The organism is Natrinema salifodinae, assembly GCF_900110455.1.
Taxonomy (GTDB): domain Archaea; phylum Halobacteriota; class Halobacteria; order Halobacteriales; family Natrialbaceae; genus Natrinema; species Natrinema salifodinae.
Window position 1 is genome coordinate 224,175 of the sequence record NZ_FOIS01000005.1, and the last position, 22,598, is coordinate 246,772.

17 protein-coding genes are annotated in these 22,598 nt (G+C 66.3%); 10 read left to right on the forward strand and 7 right to left on the reverse strand.

Translation table 11 applies throughout. The annotated features are described in order from the left end of the window. Positions 1-242: 242 nt before the first annotated feature. From BMY29_RS19185 to BMY29_RS19195, 3 genes are all read right to left on the reverse strand, one after another. Positions 243-2,150, reverse strand: coding sequence for a DUF8034 domain-containing protein (locus BMY29_RS19185; RefSeq protein ID WP_049989944.1), 1,908 nt, complete (start codon positions 2,148-2,150; stop codon positions 243-245). A 264-nt stretch (positions 2,151-2,414) separates the two neighbouring features. Next, complete coding sequence (locus BMY29_RS19190) at positions 2,415-4,520, reverse strand: pectate lyase (RefSeq protein WP_049989945.1); 2,106 nt, start codon at positions 4,518-4,520, stop codon at positions 2,415-2,417. 210 nt (positions 4,521-4,730) lie between these two features. Continuing rightward, the gene (locus tag BMY29_RS19195) at positions 4,731-5,525 is read right to left on the reverse strand and encodes an IclR family transcriptional regulator (RefSeq protein WP_049989946.1); all 795 of its coding nucleotides are present in this window, start codon (positions 5,523-5,525) and stop codon (positions 4,731-4,733) included. A gap of 462 nt (positions 5,526-5,987) precedes the next feature. Between BMY29_RS19195 and BMY29_RS19200 the strand changes: the two genes are divergently transcribed. The 5 genes from BMY29_RS19200 (at position 5,988) to BMY29_RS19220 (ending at position 12,437) form a co-directional block, all read left to right on the forward strand. Next, positions 5,988-7,565, forward strand: a complete 1,578-nt coding sequence (locus tag BMY29_RS19200) for a pectate lyase (protein WP_049989947.1) — start codon at positions 5,988-5,990, stop codon at positions 7,563-7,565. Between the two features lie 66 nt (positions 7,566-7,631). Further along, positions 7,632-9,053, forward strand: coding sequence for a family 4 glycosyl hydrolase (locus BMY29_RS19205; protein WP_049989948.1), 1,422 nt, complete (start codon positions 7,632-7,634; stop codon positions 9,051-9,053). A 93-nt stretch (positions 9,054-9,146) separates the two neighbouring features. Continuing rightward, positions 9,147-10,703: a glycoside hydrolase family 28 protein gene (locus BMY29_RS19210; protein ID WP_049989949.1), complete on the forward strand. Its 1,557-nt coding sequence runs from the start codon at positions 9,147-9,149 to the stop codon at positions 10,701-10,703. 114 nt (positions 10,704-10,817) lie between these two features. Further along, positions 10,818-11,891, forward strand: coding sequence for a Gfo/Idh/MocA family protein (locus tag BMY29_RS19215; RefSeq protein ID WP_081985448.1), 1,074 nt, complete (start codon positions 10,818-10,820; stop codon positions 11,889-11,891). A 111-nt stretch (positions 11,892-12,002) separates the two neighbouring features. Beyond that, the gene (locus tag BMY29_RS19220; protein WP_049989951.1) at positions 12,003-12,437 is read left to right on the forward strand and encodes a PPC domain-containing DNA-binding protein; all 435 of its coding nucleotides are present in this window, start codon (positions 12,003-12,005) and stop codon (positions 12,435-12,437) included. A 96-nt stretch (positions 12,438-12,533) separates the two neighbouring features. Here the strand turns inward: BMY29_RS19220 and BMY29_RS19225 are convergent, their stop codons facing one another. Next, positions 12,534-12,770, reverse strand: a complete 237-nt coding sequence (locus BMY29_RS19225) for a hypothetical protein (RefSeq protein ID WP_049989952.1) — start codon at positions 12,768-12,770, stop codon at positions 12,534-12,536. Between the two features lie 138 nt (positions 12,771-12,908). Here BMY29_RS19225 and xacF point away from each other — a divergent pair, with 138 nt between their 5' ends. After that, on the forward strand, positions 12,909-14,360 hold the full coding sequence (xacF, locus tag BMY29_RS19230; protein ID WP_049989953.1) for a 2,5-dioxovalerate dehydrogenase: 1,452 nt from the start codon (positions 12,909-12,911) through the stop codon (positions 14,358-14,360). A 162-nt stretch (positions 14,361-14,522) separates the two neighbouring features. On the opposite strand, the gene BMY29_RS19235 is transcribed toward xacF, so the two are convergent. The 3 genes from BMY29_RS19235 to BMY29_RS19245 are packed head-to-tail and all read right to left on the reverse strand — an operon-like array spanning position 14,523 to position 17,056. After that, entirely contained in the window at positions 14,523-15,362 is an 840-nt protein-coding gene (locus BMY29_RS19235) for an NAD-dependent epimerase/dehydratase family protein (protein WP_049989954.1), read from the reverse strand. 51 nt (positions 15,363-15,413) lie between these two features. Beyond that, positions 15,414-15,872 carry a universal stress protein gene (locus tag BMY29_RS19240; protein ID WP_049989955.1) on the reverse strand — a complete coding sequence of 153 codons (459 nt, stop codon included), beginning with the start codon at positions 15,870-15,872 and terminating at the stop codon, positions 15,414-15,416. A 50-nt stretch (positions 15,873-15,922) separates the two neighbouring features. Then, complete coding sequence (locus BMY29_RS19245; protein WP_049989989.1) at positions 15,923-17,056, reverse strand: mandelate racemase/muconate lactonizing enzyme family protein; 1,134 nt, start codon at positions 17,054-17,056, stop codon at positions 15,923-15,925. A gap of 977 nt (positions 17,057-18,033) precedes the next feature. Between BMY29_RS19245 and BMY29_RS19250 the strand changes: the two genes are divergently transcribed. From BMY29_RS19250 to BMY29_RS19265, 4 genes are all read left to right on the forward strand, one after another. Next, positions 18,034-18,969, forward strand: a complete 936-nt coding sequence (locus BMY29_RS19250; protein WP_049989990.1) for a dihydrodipicolinate synthase family protein — start codon at positions 18,034-18,036, stop codon at positions 18,967-18,969. Between the two features lie 143 nt (positions 18,970-19,112). Next, on the forward strand, positions 19,113-20,240 hold the full coding sequence (locus tag BMY29_RS19255) for a pectinesterase family protein (protein WP_049989956.1): 1,128 nt from the start codon (positions 19,113-19,115) through the stop codon (positions 20,238-20,240). 52 nt (positions 20,241-20,292) lie between these two features. Next, a complete protein-coding gene (locus BMY29_RS19260; protein ID WP_049989957.1) occupies positions 20,293-21,018 on the forward strand; it encodes a ThuA domain-containing protein in 726 nt (241 codons plus the stop codon). A gap of 158 nt (positions 21,019-21,176) precedes the next feature. Further along, positions 21,177-22,472, forward strand: a complete 1,296-nt coding sequence (locus tag BMY29_RS19265; RefSeq protein ID WP_049989958.1) for a hypothetical protein — start codon at positions 21,177-21,179, stop codon at positions 22,470-22,472. The last annotated feature ends 126 nt before the right edge of the window (positions 22,473-22,598 follow it).

The window sequence follows — 22,598 nt, forward strand, 5'->3', positions numbered from 1 at the left end:
AATGAGACGGGTCAAATTTGTTCAGTGGTATAGTCTCCAGCTCCCATCCGAGCGTCGCTCCGAGCACGGTCGAAGTCAGCAGTCGCCGCTCCGGTCGCTCCGACCCCGAAGGGAGCTTTCGATCAGGACAAAGACGAAGAACCGGCCGCTCGCGTCTTACGCCCGACTGATCGCTCTCTACTAGCTGCAGCGCAGCACTCTCGACCCCTTCTCGGGCCGACTCGGTCGGACCGGACGATTTCTCACGTCTCGCCAGGCGACTCCGCCCAGGGGAACGCGTAGCTCGGATCGTTCGCGAACCGATCGAGCGACGCCGCGAGCGATACCCGGGAACCGCTCGGCAGCGAGACGCGAATCGCGTTCGTCTCGGGACGCCCGCGGTCGTCGCCGGCCTCGACGACCGCGAATTCGTGTTCGCCGTAGGCGCCGGCCTGAATGATCAGGTCGCGGTCAGCGCCGCCGCCGTTGACTAGCGTGAGGGAGACGCCCTCGCGAGTTACGTCCTCGACGAGCGCGGCGACGCCCGGCGGGAGCCCCGGGCGCTCGCGCTCGGGGTCGAAGTGGCGAAGCTGAGCCATCACGAGGCCGCCGTAGTAGACCGGCTGGGGCGCACCCATCGTCAGTTGGAGCAGTCCGCGGTGGAAGACTGGATTCCGATCGCGGAGGTAGTCCTCGTCGACGGCGTCCGGAACGCCGCCTTCCTCGCGCATGAGGTCGCGCTGGGCCTGCACGTGAGCGTGATTTGCTTCCAGAATCCGCTCGGGGTACTCGGGGAAGTCGCCGTCGAGGAAGGCCAGCCAGGCGTACTCGTGGCCGGCGCCGTGTTTGTTCGACGGGCGGTAGTCGACCTGCGTCCAGTCCTGTGCGCCCCAGTCGCGGAGCCGATCGACGCGCTCGCGGTCGGCTTCGGAGAGGGACATGTACCAGAGGTGGAAGACATACGGATCGTCCCGGTGTGGTTTGAACTCGTACCAGCCGTCGCGCCACAGGATCTCCCCGTCGTCCTCGGTGAGCACGCCCGAGGCGTCGTAGTGGTAGTCGCCGGGGTCGCCGTACTTGTGCGGGACGTACAGCGTGCTGTGGACGGCGTCCTCGCCGACTTCGATTCCGTTCTCGATCAGGACGTCCAGTTGCGACCGCGGGAACGCCAGGTGCTCTCGGTCGCCGGTCAGCAAGACGGCGTTCTCGGCGGCGACCGTCGGGCCGATTCCGACGTAGTGCCAGCCGCCCCACGACCAGCCGTAGTAGCCGCCGTACCACGTGCCGTCGGTGTACTCGCCGATCTCGCCCGAGCGGCCGACGTTGTCGGGGACGATCCCGCCGTTTGCGGCCGTTCGCTCGCGCCAGGCGTCGAGATAGTCGGTGACCCACTCCCGGTACCGGTCGTCGCCGGTGTGGAGGTAGGCGTTGGTCATCAGGCTCGTCACGGTGAGGTTCAGCGGGATGTCGCCCTTCGCACACCGCTCGTCGAGCACCTCGAACAGTCGCTCCTCGTTCTCGGGGTCGAGCAACTCGGCGGCGGAATCGAACTCGAGATCGCGCCAGGGGAGCCCGTGGCTCGCCCAGCGGTAGTCGGCGCCGTACGGGTGGTGTTCGTACGCGGCGAAGTCGCAGAACTCCGGCCCCATGCTCCCGGTCATCGGGCCCCGGACGAGTCGTCGCTCGCCGTCGTAGTTGTCCGCGTCGGCCTCGTCGACGTACAACTGCGCGAACCGTTCGGCGCGCTCGACGACGCGCTCGTCGGTCGGGGCGGCCAGGCCCATGTTGTACGTGAAGAGGTTGCCCTCGCCCATGTGGAACCAGTCGCGACACTGTTCGAACTCGTCGACGACCATGGGATGGCCGAACGGAGTTTCGGTGGCGGTGCCTCGACGCAGCGCCCCCTCGTAGGCGTCCCGCGCGTGGTCAAGAAACCGGTCGTCGCCGCCCATCGCGTACACCAGCGGCCAGTTGTAGAACCCCTCGATCAGGTCGTCGAACCCGTCGACGCCGACGTGGTCGTCGGGTGGCCAGTACGGTTCGTCGTTCGCGTCGAAATACTCGTCGACGAAGTCGCTGACGGCCTCGGCCATCGTTTCGAAGAGGTCGCGTTGCAGTACGGCCCACGCCGGCGGTCGCCGAAGCGAGTCGCTCGCCTCGATTTCGAACATACGTCATGCCGCGTCGTGCGAGCGGATTAATATTTGGGTCGGCCGCTAGCCGTCGATGTTCCCCTTCGACTCCCAGATTTCGGCGACGGGATCGACGAACAGGGCCGTCCGTTTCGGAACCCCATCAGCGGTCGTCTCGTCGAGCGGGCAGTTCACGAGGGTCGCGACGAACTCCCGCGTGTGAGACGTCTCGCCACCGGCCCGGCGATTCCGATTCGGTTCCGATTCCGGTTCCGGTCGCGGATCGTCCGTCCGATCGGGCCCTTATTCGACCGATCGCGCCTTCGCGCGGAGCCAGGCGCGCGTGCCGTTCTGCGGAACGTTCACCGGCCGCGTGTTCCGTTCGAGATCGGGATAGCCGCCGACCTCCTCCTGACTGTCGATGTACGATCCCTCGCCGGCGCGGACGGACGCGAGGATCCGTTCGTCGTGGGCGGTCCGGTCGGCCGGCCGCGCGCCGGCGTTGGCGAGGTTGTGGTCGACGACGTCCGCCGAACCGATTGCGTCGAGCGTCGCGGGCCACAGCGGCCGCGAGTCGAGTCGCGTGATCCCGTCGCCGACCATCGGATTGTCCGCGTCCGCGAGGACGTTGTCCTCGACAGATGCGTCCCCGTCGCCGAAGACGGTGGGCTGGTCGCTGACCGACCGTCGGAAGGCGTTGCTCTCGATGCTCGCCTTCGTGTCGGGATCCATCCAGATCCCGTCGCTGTAGTGGGAGACGACGTTGTTCGCCACGACGGTCCGGGTCCCCTCCTTGAGCCGCGGGTTGCGGTCGTAGTTGTGCGCCCAGATGTTGCCCGCGAGCGCGACGGTCTCGGCTCCGTCGCCGATCAGCGAGCCGTACCCGTGATCGCCCTTGTGATGGGTCGCGTCCTGGAGCGGTTCGGCGATCAGACAGTTCGACACCGTCGTGTTCGCGGTGTCGTAGCCGACCGAGAGGTTCTCGTCGACCGCCCAGGTCGTCGTACAGTGGTCGATGACGTTGTTCTCGGTGCCGTCTTCCGTCCTGATCCCGTCGGGCTCCCAGTCGCTCTCCGCCGTCAGGTTCGCGTCGCCAGGCCGGACGCGAACGTGCTGAACGACGCAGTCACTCGCGTCGATCCAGAGGTCTCCGCGGACGAGCGTGATCCCCGGCGACGGCGCCGTCTGTCCGGCGAGGTAGAGTTCGTCGGTAGGCACCGTTAGGCGCTGCTCCTGGAGGTCGATGACGCCGCTGGTCTCGAAGACGACCAGGCGCGGGCCGTCGACGCCGACCGCGGCCGAGAGTTGGCGCCGCGTCGGCTCGGTCACTTTGATGATCGGCGTGTCGTCGTCTACCCACGGGGCCGGATCGGCGAACCCGTCGGCGAGGTCGACCCGCGACGCGCTCGACGGCCCGTCGTCGGTCGTCCGGCCGTTCGAGCGCCCGGGCGTTCCGACGGTCTCGGACGATCCGACCGCGACGTCGCCGTCGCTCGTCTCGATGACCGCGCGGTACTCGTAGTACCGCCTGCTCGTGAGGTCGTCGAGACGGACGCGGAACTCGCCTGGCGCCTCGAGCGTCCGCGCGGCGGTCCTCGTCCACGATTCGGTCGGTACCTCCCGGTATTCGACGTAGCAGTCGGCCGAGTCGGCTCCGCCCAGGTCGGTCACGTCGCCGCGGACGGTCGCCCCCGTAGCCGTCACGTCGGCCGCGTCGCCCGTCGTGACGAACGGAACGCCCTCCTCGACGTCGACGCCGCCGGCGATCTCGACGTCGCCGATATCGCGGTTGGCGGCCGGCTCGATCCCCGTCAGGTCGCGCAGTTCGGCGGTACAGAGTTCGCCGACGTTGTGGCTCGTGACCGGCAGTCCGACGTACGCTCGGTCGCTCAACTCGACGTGGGTCGCGTCGATATCGGCGATCAGCGTCCAGTCGTCGCCGTCGCTCGAGCCGTACGCTTCGAAGACGTCGCCGTCGCGGCGCAGGCGCAGCCACTCCGCAGCGAGGCTGCCGCCGGCGACCTCGCTCTCGTCCTCGCCGCCCGACGTCGTGCTGACCGTCTCGGCGCCGTCCGCAGGTCGCCACTGCAGGGACGCCTCGCCGTTCGGCGTCCGCCGGAGCATCACGTTCTTCGCCGCGGGGTCGAGCGACTCGCGGACCATGATACCTGTCTTCGCGTTGGGATCGGTGTCCTCCAACGCGGTATTTCGTACCCGTACGTCGAAGTCGCCGCTGACTTCGTCGTGGTAGAAGTGGAACGCGTCTTCCGTGCTCCAGATGTCCGCGCCGCCGCCGCGGACCGTGATGATCGTCGCCGCTGCGGCCGCGCCGCTGAACAACGTCGCAGCGGTCAACCCGAGACTCCCCGCACTAACCGTTCGAAGGAACGATCGCCTATCGTGTGCCATTGGTTCGCACCATTGGTGACATCGATACTCTTCCTGATAAGTATTTCTTCGATGAATGTGCACTTTCGTAACGATCTGTTCGGCGCGAAACGACCGATTCACCGGAAATGCCATCGCCAACCGAACCCCGCGCTGACTGGACGATACCGCCCGCTTACGCCGGGACCGAACGGCAGCGATCGGTTTCAGTTCCCAACGCTCGCGTCCGCGCTACGAGAACTTGGTGTTGAGTTCGATGACGTTCGCGGCCCGGTGGACGCTGTCGGCGAGTTCGCCGTGCAGGTAATCGTCGGTGATCCGACTGACCGGCCCGGTGACGCTGACCGCGCCGAGCACCGTGTTGGCGCTTTTGACCGGTGCGGCGACGCACCGGAGCCCCTCGATATTCTCCTCGTCGTCGATCGCGTAGCCCCGGTCGGCGATCGCGGCGAGTTCCTCGGAGAGGGCCTCGGCGTCCGTGATCGTCGTCGGCGTCTTCGGAGTAAACGACATGTCGCCGATGATCGCTTCGCGGCGGTCGGGCGAGAGAAACGCCAGGATAGCCTTTCCGAGGGACGTCGAGTACATGGGCTGGCTGCCGCCGGGGCGGGACACCGTCTCGACCGCCTGGTTACCCATCGCCTTGTAGAGGTACGCGACGTGGCCGCGTTCTTCGAGGCCGAACTGGGCGATCTCACCCGTTTCGGCCGCCAGCTTGTCGACTTCGTCGACGATCACCTCGTAGTTGCCGACCTGGTCGCGGACGTCGTTCGCCATGTCCAGAACCTGGAGGCTCAGCCGGTAGCCGTCGCCGTGGCGAACGATGACCCCCTGGCTCTCCAAGGTCTGCAGGTGGCTGTGGATCGTGCTCTTCGAGTGGCCGAGTTCCTCGGCCAGTTCGGTTACGCTGCTCTGTTCGTTCTTTCGCACGGCGTCGAGGACGGTAAAGGCGATCTCGACCGACTGGATCCGACGACCGCTACGTTCGTTGCCGCGACCGGCGCGTTCGTTGGGGGCGTTTGCCATAGTACATGATACCATAGTAATCCCACATAAGTTTGTTCCCCACAAGGGAACTCTCACGGCCCTCGCCGGGACGCACTCGAGTCGCTCCATTCACGTCGCATACGCTCGGTCGCCGTTCGGTTCACGCGACCGGTACGTCCCGCGAGACGACGTAATCGATTCCCGATCATCCCGCAGGTGCCACACTCGAATCGCTTCGAGGTTCCCCTCTAGCGAACACCGCCAAGGAACGAACACGGCCGTTTTGGCCCTCGTTAGCGCCAGGTTCTGGGATTTCAGTATCAGCGTCGAGCCGACTCCGGCGATAACGCGCCGACGGGCGACCGCTCCGGCGCACTGTGATTACGATCATACGGCTGTAATCGTTCGGTGAAGGGGAACCAGTCGAATCCGACTCCGCTCGCCTGGCGAGGGACCGCGACCCGAACGTCCAAGTGCCCGGCAGTGGACCGGTGGCGTACGATGGCCAGGGACCAGGCCGCGGCGCTGATCGATGCCGTCCGCCGACACGTCGACGCGGTTCTCGCTACCGGCCGGGATCGGTACGGCGACGCCGAGACGCCGCTGTTCGCCGATGCGATCGACCCGGTCGCCGGCGAGGCAGTGGCCTACGACGCTCGCGACGTCGCGCCGGATCGACGGCGACGGCTGTCGAACACCGCCGTCCAGCAGGAATTTCTCCGGACGCTCGTCGCGCTCGGTCGGCTCACCGGCGACGAGCGGTACCGGGGTGCGGCCGTCGGGGTCGTCGAGTGGGTGTTCGACCACCTCACGGGCGCCCGCGGGCTCCCCTACTGGGGCGGCCACGTGGCCTACGACCTCGACGCCGACGTGACGGCGACAAACAAGGACGGCCCGCACGAACTGAAGTTCGAGTACCCGTTCTACGACCTGTTCTGGGACGTCGACCCCGCGGCGACGCGGCGGCTCGTCGAGGCGTTCTGGCGCGCCCACGTCTGCGACTGGTCGATCCTCGATTTCAACCGCCACGGCGACTTCGACGGCCGGTCGTTCGGCGGACGTGATCCCGTCGATCGAGCCGACGAAGCAAGCGACGGCCCCTGGAACCGCGCGTACGAGGGCGGCGACGTCTTCTTCTGGGGCGACGGGCTGACCTTCGTCAACACCGGCAGCGACCTCTACTACGCCGCGGCTCTCCTGGCCGACCTCGCCGGCGACGCCGAGCCGCTGCGCTGGGCCCGGCGCCTGGCCCGCCGCTACGTCGAGACCCGCGGGGAGACGGGCATCAGCGGCTACCAGTTCAGCCAGCACCCGAGCTACTGTAATGGCCCGGAGATCCGCGGCGATCGGGCGCAGTACCAGTTCGCGCCGTACATTCCCGGCGACCATCGGATCTACGAGGGGACGCTGTTCCGGCCGCGGCCGATCGTCCAGCGCCGGCAGCTGGAACTCGGCGCGCGGCTCGGCGACCGGGGCGCGGCGTTCGCGACGTGGGCGGTCGAGGAGTTGCGCGCCTGGCGCGAGGCGGCCTACCGGCCGGAGCGCAACGACTTCGAGCCGATGCTGACCGACGGGTTCAGCCTGGAGGGGTTCGTCGTCCGCCGCGAGGGGTACTTCGGCCCCAAGGGGCGCGTGATCGGGCCCATCGAGGCCGACGCCGACTTCCTGTGGGCGTACGCGATGGCGTTCCGGGTCGCCGGCGACGACGTCTGTTGGCGGACCGCTCGCGACATCGCGCGGGGGCTCGGCCTGGGCGACATCGGTTCGCCTGGCGGCGACGGAGCCGCCCTTGCGACCGATCCGGACCTCGCGGACGTCCGGGCGGTGTACGGGCTGTTGGAACTCCACCGCGCGACGGATCGCGACGCCTATCTCGACGCCGCAGCCAGCGTCGGCGCGAACCTCAGCGAAGCGCGAACGGCCGACGAGGGCCCGTTCGTCGACGACGCGGGCCGGATCGTCCTCGAGGATCCGACCCCGTTGGCGCTGTTGCACCTGGCGGCGGCGCTTCGCGACGACGATCGAACGCGCCTTCCGACGCCCGTCGGCGACCGTCGATCGCCCGAGGGCGGCGTGTAGGTGCCCGAATCCGGCAGGATCGGTCCGAACGCCAACGCTTTTGACGCGGTCCGTCCGGGTGTACGTATGCATCAACTCGGCAGTCGTTCGAGCGACGGGACCCCCCGCATGAAGATCGGATACGTTGGAGGCGGGAGCCAGGGCTGGGCCCACACCCTCATCAACGACCTCGCCCAGTGTGAGGACGTCGCCGGGACGGTGGCGCTGTACGACGTCGATTACGAGGCTGCGGCCGCAAACGCGAAATTGGGAAACCGGGTCGTCGATCGCGCGGACGCCGACGGCGACTGGACGTTCGAGGCGGTCCGCGAACTGGACGACGCGCTTTCGGACGCCGACTTCGTCGTCTGCTCGATCCAGGATCCCCCGGAAGAGACCTTCGTCCACGACATCGACCTCCCGAAGCGGTACGGCATCCACCAGCCGGTCGCCGACACCGTCGGCCCGGGCGGCACGCTGCGCGCGATGCGGGCGATCCCCCAGTACCGCGAGATCGCGGCGACGGTCCGCGAGCGGTGTCCCGACGCGTGGGTGATCAACTACACGAACCCGATGACCGTCTGTACGCGGACCCTCTACGAGGAGTTCCCCGAGATCAAGGCGATCGGGCTCTGTCACGAGGTGTTCCAGCTTCAGGAGCTGTTCGCCGAAATCGCAGAGCGGCACCTCGAGGAGGCCGACGACGTCAATCGCGAGGAGATCCACGTGAATGTCAAGGGGATTAACCACTTCACCTGGATCGACGAAGCGCGCTGGCGCGGTCGCGACCTCTACCGGTTCCTCGACGACGAACTCGAGGCCCGGAAACCCCTGAACGACTTCGAACCGGGCGCGATGGCCGACGCGTCCTACTGGGTCACCAACTACCGCGTCGCGTTCGATCTCTACGACCGGTTCGGCGCGCTGCCCGCGGCCGGCGACCGCCACCTCGTCGAGTTCGTCCCGTGGTACCTCGACCTCGACGACCCCGAGGAGCTCCACCGGTGGGGAATTCGGTTCACGCCGAGTTCGGCCAGGCGCCCCGACGAGGGTCCGAGTCAGACCGAGCGGTACCTCTCGGGGGAGGACGCCTTCGAACTCTCCGAGTCGGGCGAGGAACTCGTCGACATCGTGCGGGCGCTGCTGGGACTCGAACCCGTCGAGACGCACCTGAACTACCCCAACGAGGGACAGATGGCCGACCTCCCCGAAGGTGCCGTAGTCGAGACGAACGCGTTGCTCACCGGCGATGACGTCTCGCCGCTGACCGCCGGCTCGCTCCCGGACGAGGTCCGATCGATGGTGGAGACCCACGTGACGAACCAGAAGACGCTCGTCGAGGCCGGCTTCGACGGCGACCTCGACCGGGCGTTCCGGGCGTTCCTGAACGATCCGCTCGTGACGATCGATCGGGCGGCGGCTGCGGCCCTGTTCACCGACCTGGTCGAGCGCGAGCGCGAGTACCTCGGTGCGTGGAATCTCGAGAAATCGGAAGTGCTCTCGTCGTAAATCGTGAGCGAGAGTCGCGATCCGTCGCAGCCGACTCGGCGACGGGTCGCCGGCGACACAACGTTTATTTCCGTACTCCGAAATATCCAGACGATGGCAGTACCTGGCACGGACCGGTTCGACATCCGCGAGTACGGCGCAATCAGCGACTCCGAGGACCCCGACACCGACGCGATCCAGGCGGCACTCGACGAGTGCGCCGCGGCCGGCGGCACGGTGTACGTCCCCAACGGAACCTACGTGACCGCGCCGCTCCGGGTCGGCGACGACACGACACTCCACTTGGACGCGGGCGCGACGCTCCGGTTCGTCGGCGACTACGACGCGTTCCCGACGGTCGAGAGCCGCTGGGAGGGCTGGGATCAGATCGGATTTCACCCCTGCCTGCTCGTCGACGGAGTCGAGAACGTCTCGATCACCGGCCGCGGAACGATCGACGGCAACGGCGCGTACTGGTGGCAGTTCTACGACGCGCCCGAGTCGGACCTCCCCGACGGACTGCGGGAGCGCCTGGCGGAGTTCGAGGAGCGAAACGATAAACAAGACGACGTCAGCAGTTTCACCCACCGGCCGCCGCTGTTCCAGATTGCCGAGTCCGAGAACGTCAGCGTTTCGGGCGTGACCCTGCGGAACTCGCCGTTCTGGAACACGCACGTCGTCTACTCGGAGAACGTCACGCTCCACGACGTCAACGTCGAGAACCCGGCGGACGCGCCCAACGGCGACGGGATCGACATCGACTCCTCGCGGTACGTTCGGATCAGCGACACCTACATCAACGCGGGCGACGACGCGATCTGCATCAAGTCCGGGAAGAACGCAGAGGGCCGCGAGGTCGGCGAACCCGCCTCGCAGATCACCGTCACCAACTGCACGGTCGAGGCGGGCCACGGCGGCGTCGTCATCGGCAGCGAGATGTCCGGCGACGTCCGGGACGTGACGGTCACCAACTGCACGTTCACCGACACCGACCGCGGCGTCCGGATCAAGACCCAGCGCGACCGCGGCGGCGTCGTCGAGGACCTCCGGTTCGACAACATCGTCATGCGGCGGATCGCCTGCCCGTTCGTCATCAACGGCTACTACTTCACCCCGCTGGACAGCGATCCCGAACCGGTCGACGAGGGGACGCCGATGGTCCGGAACGTCTCCTTCACGAACATCACCGCCCGCGAGGTCGAGACCGCCGGCTTCTTCGCCGGCCTCCCCGAGCGGTACTTCGAGGGGATCTCGTTTCGCGACGTACAGATCGACGCGACCAGGCCGCTCGACGCGACGGACCTCGATCCGGCAATGGCGTACGACTACGAACAGGGACACGGACTGTTCTGCAAGTCGATCGCCGACATCTCGTTTACCGACGTTCGGATCCGGACCCCGGAGAGCGACGGGCCGGCGATGCGGTTCGAAGAGACCGACGACGTGACGATCGACGGACTGCGGGTTCCGGACTCGCGGGCCGCGCCCGTCGTCTCGCTGACGGACGTCGGGACGACCCGCGTCCGCGGTTGTTCGCCGCAAGCGGAGGGGCCGTTCCTTCGCGCGAGCGGCGCGGATACGGACACGATCTCACTCGCCGGTAACCACGGCTCGCTGGCCGAGGCCGTCGAGGTCGACGACGACAGCGAGGCGACGATCGAACGGTCCTGAACGGCGGTCCCGACGACGAGCCGGAACGGCGGTTCGACGCCGCTCCGGCAGCGATCTGGCGTCGTTCGCAGTCGCGAGATGATTGAACAAAACAATTATAGGGAGATTGCCTGTATGCGTGACTACGACATGGTCGATTCATCCGAAGCCGATCTCCGCGTCGGACTCGTCGGGCTCGGGAGCCTCGGCGTCCGACTCGGACGACAGTTCGACGCCGTGCCGAACGCCGAGCTGGTCGCGCTGGCCGACGTCAACGAGGCGAACCTGGCCGACGCGGGCCGCGAACTCGGGGTCGCGGCTGCGGGCCGGTACACCGACTACGAGACGATGCTCGACGAGGCCGCCCTCGATGCGGCGGCGATCGCCACGCCGAACGGCCTCCACTACGACCAGGCGGTCGCCGCCCTCGAGCGCGACCTCCACGTCCTCTGCGAGAAGCCGCTCGCGACCTCCGTCGAGGACGCGCGCGATCTCTATCAGCGCGATCGGGCGACCGACCGGGTGATGATGCTCGGCTACCAGCGCCACCTGAACCCCGCGTTCGTCATGGCCCGTGAGCGATTGGCGGAAGGAGACAGCGACCCGACGTTCATCACCGGCGAGATCACCCACGACTGGCGCTCGTACTACGAGACCATGGACGACTGGCGGATGGACCCCGAACTGAGCGGCGGCGGCCACCTCCTGAACGTCGGCTCGCACGTCATCGACGCGATCCTCTGGGTGACCGGCCTCACTCCGACCAGCGTCGACGCGACCGTAGAGTTCCACGACGACGAACAGATATTCGACAAACAGTCGTCGATCACCATCGAGTTCGAGAACGGCGCGGTCGCTAACGTCTCGGACACGGGGATCGTCGCGTGCACCCGCGAACACATCCACATCTGGGACGACGAGGGCGCCGTCTACCTCGAGGGCCGCGAGTGGGACGAGCGCACCGGCTACACGATCGACGCCGAGGGGACCGAACGCGACCCGTACCTCGACTATCAGGGCCGGCAGACCAAGGCCGAGGCGTTCGCCGAGGCGGTGCGCGAGGGAACCGAGCCCCCGATCACGGTCCGGGACGCGTTCCGAACGATCGTCGTCACGATGGCCGCCTACGAGTCCGGTCGCACCAACGAGCGTATCGACCTCGCCGAGCGGTACGGGTTTACGGACGCGGACGGTAGCCTGATCGGCTGATCGACTGATCGGCCGATCGGGAGATCGAGCACAGACGGATTCCCGCACGAACGGAACCGGGAACTGCCGCGGCGTCAAGCTTTATTCCGCCGGCCGGTCCACGAGAGGACGATGGAATCGTTCGAATCCGACGACGGACACGTGATCGCCCGTCTCGATCGCGGCGACATGGCCCTCGAGTCGATCGAGCGGGCCTGCGAGACCCACGATATCGACACCGGCGCCGTCGTTACCGGCATCGGCACGTTCAGCAATCTGCACGTCCACTACGTCGATCGGACCGATCTCCCCGACGACCAGGCCGACCGAAACGTCGCCCTCGAACTGGAAGGGGCTTGGGAGGTCACCGACATCACCGGCGTCATCGCGGACGGCGAGCCGCACCTCCACGTGACCGCGTTCGACGGCGAACGTACGGTCGGCGGCCACCTCGAAGAAGGGTGCGAAGTCAACGTGCTGGGCGAGGTGACGATCAGAAAACTGTCGGGGCTCCCGCTGGAGCGGCGGCCAGGCGAGGGGAACGTGTCGCAACTCACCCGGCGCTGAGGAGAGACCGCATCGCGTCGACGGCGCCCGCCGTCTCCGAGGCTATCCGATCGAGTCGGTCCGCTCCAGTTCGACCGGTTCGAACCGGGTCCGCGGTCAATTCCGTCGCCACCAGATGAACCCGTAGAGGCCCAGGCCAACGAGCACCAGGCCGGCGCCCCAGACGGCGACGATCGCCGCCCAGATACCCTCGTTGATGATCGCACCGAGCGTGATCTGGAGCAGCCCGACTGCAGCGAGTTTCAATAAGACGGACTCGCGCAAGGCGGCGAACGGCGTTCCTCGAGTACGAGACACGGTCTCCGGGTCGCTCGTGCGCTGCGTGGAATCCATTGCCACGACAGTTTCCCACACATCTATAAAGTAATTCGGGTTACGAACGGACCGATCGCCGTCGCTGTCGCCGGCGCCGCTGTTAATATTGCCGGAAGGCTGACATTCGTATAGGGGAGTGCGGAATCACTAGTTCGAATGTCGACAGTACACCGTAACTACGTCGATGGAGAGTGGGTCGAATCGCGGTCCGGAGACACGTTCGAGGTGTTGAATCCCGCGAATACGGGCGACGTCGTCGGGGAGTTCCAGTCGTCGACGAGCGAGGATGCCGAAGCGGCGATCGATGCTGCGGTTGCGACGCAAGACGAGTGGGCGACGACGCCCGGGCCGGAGCGGGGAGCGATCCTCACCGAGACGGCGCAGTTGCTCGACGAACGGAAGGACGAACTGACAGAGACGCTCACCCGCGAGGAGGGGAAGACGCTCGATGAGGCCGGCGGCGAGGTCCAACGTGCGATCGATATCTTCCGCTACTACGGGGAGAAGGCCCGCGACCTCGGCGGCACCGTCAAGTCGCCCGGCGGGACGGACACGGAGCTGTACACCAAGCGCGAGCCGCTGGGAACCGTCTCGCTGATCACGCCGTGGAACTACCCGATCGCGATCCCGGCCTGGAAGCTCGCACCCGCGCTGGCGGCCGGCAACACGGCGGTGCTCAAACCCGCGTCCGCGGCGCCGACCGTCTCCTGGAAGCTGTTCGAGGCCCTCGACGAGGCGGGACTGCCCGACGGCGTCGCCAACTACGTCACCGGCTCCGGCAGCGAGGTCGGCCGGCCGCTCACCGATCACGAGGACGTCGACGCCGTCTCCTTTACCGGTAGCACGGCGGTCGGAACCGCCGTCGCGCAGGCCGCCGCCGACGACCTCAAACGCGTCCAGTGCGAGATGGGCGGCAAGAACCCGACGGTCGTCATGCCCAGCGCCGACGTCGACCAGGCGGTCGACATCGTCGGCGCCGGTGCGTTCGGCGTCACCGGCCAGGCGTGTACCGCCTGCTCCCGGGCGATCGTCCACGAGGACGTCTACGACGAGTTCGTCGCGGGGATCGCCGACTACGCCGAGTCGATCGAGATCGGCCCCGGGCTGGAGAACCCAGACATGGGCCCCCACGTCACAAGTAGCGAACTCGAGTCGACGCTGGAGTACGTCGACGTCGCGGACGACGAGGGGGCGACCCTCGAGACCGGCGGGCAGCGGCTCACCGGCGACGAGTACGACGATGGCTACTACGTCGAGCCGGCCGTCTTCTCGGACGTGACAGGCGACATGCGCATCGCCACGGAGGAGGTCTTCGGCCCCGTCCTAGCGGTGCTGAAAGTCGAGAGCTTCGAGGAGGCGGTCGCCGTCGCGAACGACGTCGAGTACGGCCTCTCGGCGAGCATCGTCACGCAGGATCTCACCGAGGCCAACCGGTTCGCCGATCGCGTCGAGTCGGGCGTCGCGAAGGTCAACGAGAAGACGACCGGCCTCGAACTCCACGTTCCCTTCGGCGGCTACAAGCAGTCCTCGACGGACACCTACCGCGAACAGGGCGACGCCGGCCTCGACTTCTTCACGTCGACGAAGACGGTCTACATGAACTACTGAACGCGAGCGAGCGCCGTCGAATCATCCCGACCTAGAGGACCGGACACCGGCAACACGCCGATCCGCGGTCGCTATCCGGTTCTGATTCTCGAGGAGGAACCGATCGATACCGCTCTCGTCTCGAATCGAAATCGTTCGAACGAAACCGTCACGGAACCGTCGTCACTCCGGCGGCGCATCCCACTCCTCGCCGTCGTCCTGCGGATCGTAGCCGATCCGGGCTCGAGCGTGCTCCAGGTCGAACCAACGGCGTCGGTTGTCGCTCACGCCGCTGAAGATATCGAACTCGACGCTGTCGTCCTGCAGACAGCAGTCGACCTGGTGAGCGAAATCCCGACGGGACTGCCAGGTCGCCTTCATCCGCGCGACCTCTTCCTCGTACTCGGGGCTGCCCCGTTCCCAGTCGCCCTCCGCGACGCCGATTTCGGCGTCGCCGTAGGGGTGGTCGTACTCCTCGCTGCGGACGCTGCAGATCCGGAGCGCGTAGAACCGCTTCGGATACTCACAGCCCTCGACGTAGTACCGCCCCAGGTCCTCGCCGAAACTCTTCGACGCGCCGTAGTAGGAGTCGGGGCGAACGGGATCGGCGTGGTCGATGACGAGGTCGTGGTCCCGCTCGTAGATCTCAGGCGCGTTCTCGAGTTCGTACATTCCCATCACGTGGTTGGTCGATCCGAAGAGTATCGACTCGACCTCCGCCTCGCGGGCGGCCTCCAAGACGTTGTACATGCCGAGGACGTTCGGCTCGAAGATATCGCCCCAGTCGCCGTCCGTGTACGGATACGCGGCGAGGTGGACGACGGCGTCTTTCCCCTCACAGGCCGCTCGGAGCGGTTCGTACTCCGCGATGTCGGCGACGACGGTCTCGTAGCCGCCGTAGGGATCGTCCTCGTCCCGGTCCGATCGATTGTAGTAGGTAAACTCGTACCGATCGTCGTCGTGCAAGTGATCGATGATCGCAGTCCCACACCGGCCGTACGCACCGGTCACTAGTACCTCCATACGCCTAGGCCTCGCGGAATTACCATCAAAATACCGGTTACCGGTCCGGACTCACTGCACGGTGACCGTCACCGGCCCGTCGAAGTTCAGCAGGACGCGCTGGGCGACGTCGCCGAAGATCGCCTTGCCGGTCGGCGACCGCTTTCGCCCGACGAGGAACACGTGATCGCACGCCAGGCGATCCGCCGTCGAGAGGATCGCCTCGTCGAGGTCGCCGTCGTCGGTGATGACCGGTTCGACAGAGACGTCGACGTCTCCGTCTTCGAGCACGTCCGCGGCGAACTCCTCGGCGAACCGCCGCGTCACGGTCGTCGCGTCGGTTTCCTCGAACCTGGTCCCCTCCATCTCCTCGACCCACTGGATCGCGTCGTTACTCTCCTCGGCCGTCTCCGGGGTCGTCCAGGCCATGACGACGAGGTCGGCGTCGCCGTTTCGCGCGAATTCGCCGGCCTCGGCGAGGAGGTCTCTGTGCGTGTCGGTATCGTCGATGACGACGAGCGCCCGATCCATACCCATCAGATCGACCGACAGTCGGATAAAACTACCTCCCGATCGGACGCTCAGTCGGCGCGATACCGTTCCAGCGCGTCGCGGTCGATCTCGATGCCGAGACCCGGGTCCTGCGGAACGTCGATGGTTCCGCCGGACGGATCGAACGGCGTCCCCAGCAGATCGCTGCGCAGCGGGTTCTCGCTGCGGTCGAACTCGATCAGCATCGGCTCGGGGACGTTCCGCGTGTGCGGGTAATCCGACACGCTAGCCGCGAACTGCACCGCGGCTGCCATCCCCACGGCGCTGTTCCAGATGTGGGGTCTGACGGCGACGTTCTCGGTCGACGCCATGCCGGCGATCAGCCGCGCCTCCGAGAGCCCGCCGCAGCGGCCGAGGTTCGGCTGGACGATGTCGACCGACCGGTCATCGATCAACCGCTTGAATTCGAAGCGCCCGTAGTGAGCCTCACCCGCCGCGATCGGAACGTCGACCGTCTCGCGCAGTTCGCGGTACCCCGACGCGTTCTCCGGCGGGACCGGCTCCTCGATCCAGGTCACGTCGTACTCCGCGATGGCCCGCGCCGACTCGATCGCCTGGTGGGGACGATAGTTGCCGTTCATGTCGACCATCAGGTCGGCGTCGTCGCCCAAAATCTCGCGGGCGGTACGCACGCGTTCGACGTCGGACTCGACGCCGGCGCCGATCTTGATCTTCGCGGCGGTAAAGCCCTCGTCGACGGCCTCGCGGATCGGGTCCCCGATCGGGCGATCCGCCTCGGTGAAGTACATCGTCGAGGCGTAGGGCGTCAGTCGCTCGCAGCGGGTCCCCCCGAGCAGTCGATGGACCGGGCGATCGACGGTCTTCCCGATGATGTCCCAGCAGGCGACGTCGATCGCGCTGACGGCGCTCTGGACGAACACGTCGCCGCCGAAGTGGTACGGGTCGGTGTAGGACCGCTCGGCCAGCGACTCGACCTCGAAGGGGTCCATCCCGACGACGTCGTCGGCGAACAGTTCCTCGATCGTCGCCGTCGCGATCGGTCCCGGCGCGAACGCCTCGCCCCAACCGACGGTGCCGTCGTCGGTCTCGAGGCGAACCAGCGTCGTCCCGCGATCGGTCCCGAAGCCCCGCGCGTCGCCGAGTCCTCGGCCCGCCGGTAACGAGTATGCGAGCGGAATCGCCTGAACGTCCGTAATCGCCATAGGGAACACGACAGAGCCGCGACCAATATAGCTTGCGTTGGGACGGCCCTCGAAGGATTCGCGTATCGCGGAACTGCTCGCGCCGGCCGTCACGAACCCGTGGAGATCGTCGCTGATCTCGGCGACGAGCACGACGTCTCGCTTCCGGCGTCGTCGGACGCTGCCGGAGAGCCGTCGCTCCTGTACCGAATCGATCGGAGAGGGCAATGCGTGCCCCCTCACAGCGGTGAGATCCATATGCGAACCATTCGCGCTATTCGCGCCATTCGCGTCCGGCAGTATCAAACATCGAGAGGGTATCCTCGTCGGAAAACGGGATCGCTCGACGTTGCGGGACCAGCCGCGGCTCGAGACGGTGATCGGGCAGTCCTACGCCTCGCACTCACTCCGCTCGATCGACGCAGCACCCGTCGTCTCGTGCTACGTTCGAGCGAGAGCGTATTTCGTTCCCCGTGGAGGAACAACCGCTGGGATTCGACCGGGTATCGGAGACGGCCGGTGGCTTCTCCGACCGTACCGGACGATCGGACGAAACGACTCGAGCAGCCAATCTATCCTATCGCTACCGCATAGCCTGTTCTCTGGTCGGGAACAAACGACCGGCAGTTCAGCGTCGACCCACGGCTGATCGGCCGTCGGGCGAGATGCTCTCGTTTCGATTCGGGCCGTTACGGCCCGCTCGACCGGCTCGCAGACCGCCGAACGTCGCGAGTGACGGTATTTCCGTATCGCGAATTCACGAGTGGTGGCCGCGTCGAGCCGGATCCGCCGGTTCGACGGCGGAATCACCGACTAGACGCCGAGAGCCGAACCGGGGTACTCGGTATCGGCCATTTGGTTTACAACCATATGTTCGTAATCCAGAAACGGATCCGGGCTGCCATTCGTTCGGCAGGAGGGAACGAGAATGCGCTTCCCCGCTGCGATCGTTGTGGACCGAACACTTTTACTGGATGATTGTGTTTTTCCAGTGGAACATGTTGAAAGACGAGTTCCGCGACCTCAAGGAACAGATATCGGGTGGCATCATTCCTGCGACCGCGAACCCGTGGACGCCCGACTACGAACTAGTCACCGACGACCTCCGTCGTCACGTCGACGATCTCGTCTCGGTCGACGGCATCAAAGCCGTCGTCGCCAACGCTCACACGGGCGAGACGAAGATGCAAGACGAGGAGACCTACCGCCGGGTCGTCGAGACCCACGTCGAGGCGGCCGGCGATACCCCCGTCTTCGCCGGCGTCTACGGCGAGAGCTCCATCGAAGCGGCCAAGCTAGCCGAGACGGCGAAAGAAGCCGGGGCGGACGGCGTCATGCTGCTTCCACTCGACGTCTACTCGCATCAGATCCCTCAGGAGGCGATCAACCACTTCGAGTACGTCGCCGAGGCCGTCGACATGCCGCTGCTCAACTTCCAGTTCCCGACCTGGGGCAGCGCGGGGCTGCCGATCAGCGCGCACGTCGAAATCTGTAAGCTGCCACACGTCATCGGATTCAAGGAGGCGTCGTTCGATCCCATCCGCTATGACCGGACGATCCGTGCGGTCGATCACCTCCGGGACGACTGTACGATCATGACGGGCAACGACACGTTCCTCATGCACGCCTACCAGCTCGGCGCCGAGACCGGGCTCATCGGCTACGCGAACCTCGTGCCCGATCTCCACGTCGAGAAGCTCCGCGCCGTTCACGACGACGACATGGAGCGCGCCCGGGAGATTCGGAAGAAGCTGCTGCCGCTGACGGATCACGTCTTCGGCGAACCCGAAGGACGGTACCGCGCCCGCACGAAGGCCGCGCTGCAGATGCAAGGCGTGTTCGAGCACGACACCGTTCTCCCGCCACAGGAACAGATCGACCACGAGGAGCGCGAGGAACTCCGCCGGATCCTCGACGATCTCGACCGGCTGTAAGCTTCGGTCTCGCCGGTTCTACGCGTTTGACGAAAGGGAGGACGTCGGCGCCCGATCCGTCAGCAGCCGCTGAGACCCGACGCAGTATTATTTATAATTGATATATGTGGGGTTTTAATAACTATAGCGTGGCGATCAGTTCCATGGTTGATAGCACTGCTCGAGAGAGCGGATGGGAGGTATTCCGCAGACGAGTGATCGCCCTCGGAGGCACGGGATTGCTCGGCGCGGTAGCCGGCTTTAGCGGCAACGGTGAGGCGAGTCCCGCGACGAACGGGTCACCGGAGACGACGGAACCGCCCGCCGGGGACCGGGATGACGAAGAAGGCGGAGAGAAGGCCGACCGTCCCAACGGCGACGACTACGACATTGTCGTCGCACAGGACGGTAGCGGCGACTACGAGACGGTCCAGGCCGCCATCGACGCGGTTCAACCGGACACGTCCGAAGAGACGCGAGTGTACATCACGGAGGGTCGCTACAAGGAGAAACTGGAACTCCCCGCCGACCGAACCGACGTGACGTTCATCGGTGAGAACGTCGAAGAGACGGTGCTTACGTACGACGATCACGCCGACAAGATCGGCGAAGACGGCGAGGAGATCGGCACGAGCGGTTCGTCGAGTTTCTTCGTCTGGGGAGACGACTTCACCGCGAGGAACATCACGTTCGAGAACGCCGCCGAACCCGTCGCACAGGCCGTCGCGATCCGCATCGACGCCGACCGGGTCGCCTTCGAGAACTGCCGCTTCCTCGGCAATCAGGACACCCTCTACAACTTCGGGCGCAGGACGCGCCAGTACTTCGAGGACTGCTACATCGAAGGCGACGTGGATTTCATCTTCGGTCGCGCGACGGCGTTCTTCGAGGACTGCGAGATTCGCTGTACGGACGAAGGGTTCATCGCGGCGCCCGCGCAGCCGGACGACGTAGAGCACGGGTTCGTGTTCAGGGACTGCGACGTGGTCGGCGACGCGCCGAGCGAGTCCGTCTACCTCGGCCGACCGTGGGAGCCGTACGGGCGAACCGTCTACATCGACTGCGAACTCGGCGACCACATCCGACCGCGGGGCTGGGAGCCGTGGGACGAACCGGAACACGGTGACAAGACGAAGACGGCCTACTTCGCGGAGTACGACAATAGCGGACCGGGGTACACGCCCGACGAGCGCGCGGATTGGAGCCACCAGCTCAGCGAGACGGTGGCCGCGGAGTACACGATAGAGAACGTCCTCGACGGCTGGGACCCGCGGACCCGTGAGGAACGGTAGCCGCAACGCCCGAGGACAAGGACTTATCTGGATCGCCGGAAACCAATCGGACATGGCAGTACGGGTCACAGTCTGGAACGAGAACGTTCACGAGCAGGAAGAGCCGGACGTCGCCGAACGGTATCCTGACGGCATCCACGGCGCGATCGCGGACGCGGTGGACGGCGACAGACGAACGGTCCGAACCGCGACGCTGCAGGAACCGGAACACGGCCTGACCGAGGAGATCCTGGCGGACACCGACGTCCTCCTGTGGTGGTCCCACTGCGCGAACGACGAGGTGGCCGACGAGGTCGCCGACCGCGTCGTCGATCGCGTCCACGAGGGGATGGGGTTCGTGCCGATCCACTCGGGGAAGAACTCGAAGCCATTCACGCGCCTGCTGGGGACGACCTGTAACATCAAGTACCGCCACGGCGGCGAGACCGAACGGATCTGGGTCGCGGACCCCGGCCATCCGATCGCCGACGGCCTCGAAGAATCGTTCGAGGTGCCGTCGACGGAGATGTACGGCGAACCCTACGACGTCCCGGAACCCGATCGGACCGTGTTCATCTCGTGGTTCGAGGGCGGCGAAGTGTTCCGCTCGGGGATCTGTTACCGCCGCGGCCGCGGACGGCTCTTCGCGTTCCGCCCGGGTCACGAGGAGTACCCGATCTTCTACCAGGACGAGATCCGGACGGTGCTCGACAACGCCGTCGAGTGGGCAGCTCCGACCGAGGGGAGCGACGCGGTCTGGGGCGAAGTCGAACCGAAAGAACAGTTGGACGGGCGCTGATCGCCGTCGCGGCGGCGTCGCTTCTCGCGGTCCGAAACGGATTCGGTCGAACTAGTGCGCCAGGGGGCGTTGTATTCGAGTCGTTCGCCGGAATATCTATTGCCTTCATTCAGGAAAAATTATTTATGGCAATTCGTCGTTGGTCGGGGTGCGGTACCATGAAGCAGACGAGACGAACCTACCTGAGAGGAGCAGCAGCATCGACACTGATCAGCGCGGGGACGCTCAGCGCGCTCGCCGGATCCGCGGCGGCCCAGTCCAGCGGTGCGTCCCAATTCGGACTCGACGACGGGTTCGCGGACACGTCGTGGTTCGACGACGACGTCGACGTCTACGCGGTCACCGAACCGACTCGGAGCGCGGTCGAGCACGCCTTCCACGCCAGCGGCCCGCGCCTGGTCGTCTTCGAAACGAGCGGGACCGTCGACCTCGGCGGGGACGACCTGGCGATCACCGAGGACTACTGCTGGGTCGCCGGCCAGACCGCGCCGTCGCCTGGCGTCACGTTCATCAACGGACAGCTCAAGATCGACGCCGACAACTGCGTCGTCCAGCACGTCCGCTCGCGGATCGGCCCCGGCTCCGACGGGTCGATCCAGAGCAACGACGCGTTCAACACGCAAGACGAGACGCGGAACAACGTCGTCGACCACGTCACCGCTTCGTGGGGCACAGACGAATGTCTCTCGGTCGGCTACGACACGCAGGACACGACGGTGGTCAACTGCCTCATCTACGAGGGACTGTACGACCCCTACGGCGACGAGGCGGACCACAACTACGGCACGCTCGTCGGCGACGGAGCCTCGAACGTTACCCTCGCCGGCAACGTCTGGGCGAAGGTCCGCGGTCGCGCGCCGCGGCTCAAAAACGACACGGAGAGCGTCGTCGTCAACAACCTCCTGTACTTCTTCGACGAATCGGCCAACGCCGACGGGTCCGCGGTCACCAGCTTCGTCGGCAACGCCGCCATCGGGGCGGACGCCGGCGACGCCGTTCTCGAAGGCGACCCGACCGCGTACCACGCCGACAACATCGCGTACGATCCACCGCTGGACGACGATCAGCCGCTGGCCGAACCGGAATCGGTGAGTTCGCCGCCGCTGTGGCCGAGCGGTCTCGACGAGATACCGTCGGGTGACGTCGAGGGTCACAACCTCGCCAACGCCGGGGCGCGGCCGGCAGACCGGACGGGCAACGACGAGCGGATCGTACGGGAGATCGCCGACCGAGCGGGCAACGACCGCCTCGACGACCCCTACGAGTACTGGGTCGGCCACCACGACGAGGTCGGCGGCTATCCCGACCTCCCCGAGAACACTCACTCGCTCGACGTTCCCGACAGCGGCCTCCGCGAGTGGCTGGCCGGCTGGGCGCGGGCCGTCGAAGACGGGAGTTCGCCGCCCGACGGCGGTCGCGGTTACAACGGTGCCGCCAACGGCGGTGCTAACTAGTCGCGACGTGGTCGTCGAGTCGGTGTGAACGAAATCGAACGCGAACCGACGCACCGCAGACGGACCGCGCGGTGAACCCCTTCCGAGACATCCGTCGACACTCGCCGCCGTTCTTTTCGGTTCCTC

Excerpts from the sequence above, each read along its gene's own strand:
- BMY29_RS19215 (WP_081985448.1), top strand. The coding sequence starts at position 10,818 with ATGCGTGACTACGACATGGTCGATTCATCCGAAGCCGATCTCCGCGTC.
- BMY29_RS19240 (WP_049989955.1), bottom strand. The coding sequence starts at position 15,872 with ATGGATCGGGCGCTCGTCGTCATCGACGATACCGACACGCACAGAGAC.
- BMY29_RS19265 (WP_049989958.1), top strand. The coding sequence starts at position 21,177 with ATGAAGCAGACGAGACGAACCTACCTGAGAGGAGCAGCAGCATCGACA.
- BMY29_RS19220 (WP_049989951.1), top strand. The coding sequence starts at position 12,003 with ATGGAATCGTTCGAATCCGACGACGGACACGTGATCGCCCGTCTCGAT.
- BMY29_RS19255 (WP_049989956.1), top strand. The coding sequence starts at position 19,113 with ATGGTTGATAGCACTGCTCGAGAGAGCGGATGGGAGGTATTCCGCAGA.
- BMY29_RS19245 (WP_049989989.1), bottom strand. The coding sequence starts at position 17,056 with ATGGCGATTACGGACGTTCAGGCGATTCCGCTCGCATACTCGTTACCG.
- xacF (WP_049989953.1), top strand. The coding sequence starts at position 12,909 with ATGTCGACAGTACACCGTAACTACGTCGATGGAGAGTGGGTCGAATCG.
- BMY29_RS19260 (WP_049989957.1), top strand. The coding sequence starts at position 20,293 with ATGGCAGTACGGGTCACAGTCTGGAACGAGAACGTTCACGAGCAGGAA.
- BMY29_RS19185 (WP_049989944.1), bottom strand. The coding sequence starts at position 2,150 with ATGTTCGAAATCGAGGCGAGCGACTCGCTTCGGCGACCGCCGGCGTGG.
- BMY29_RS19250 (WP_049989990.1), top strand. The coding sequence starts at position 18,034 with ATGTTGAAAGACGAGTTCCGCGACCTCAAGGAACAGATATCGGGTGGC.
- BMY29_RS19190 (WP_049989945.1), bottom strand. The coding sequence starts at position 4,520 with ATGGCACACGATAGGCGATCGTTCCTTCGAACGGTTAGTGCGGGGAGT.
- BMY29_RS19195 (WP_049989946.1), bottom strand. The coding sequence starts at position 5,525 with ATGGCAAACGCCCCCAACGAACGCGCCGGTCGCGGCAACGAACGTAGC.
- BMY29_RS19210 (WP_049989949.1), top strand. The coding sequence starts at position 9,147 with ATGGCAGTACCTGGCACGGACCGGTTCGACATCCGCGAGTACGGCGCA.
- BMY29_RS19235 (WP_049989954.1), bottom strand. The coding sequence starts at position 15,362 with ATGGAGGTACTAGTGACCGGTGCGTACGGCCGGTGTGGGACTGCGATC.
- BMY29_RS19225 (WP_049989952.1), bottom strand. The coding sequence starts at position 12,770 with ATGGATTCCACGCAGCGCACGAGCGACCCGGAGACCGTGTCTCGTACT.
- BMY29_RS19200 (WP_049989947.1), top strand. The coding sequence starts at position 5,988 with ATGGCCAGGGACCAGGCCGCGGCGCTGATCGATGCCGTCCGCCGACAC.
- BMY29_RS19205 (WP_049989948.1), top strand. The coding sequence starts at position 7,632 with ATGCATCAACTCGGCAGTCGTTCGAGCGACGGGACCCCCCGCATGAAG.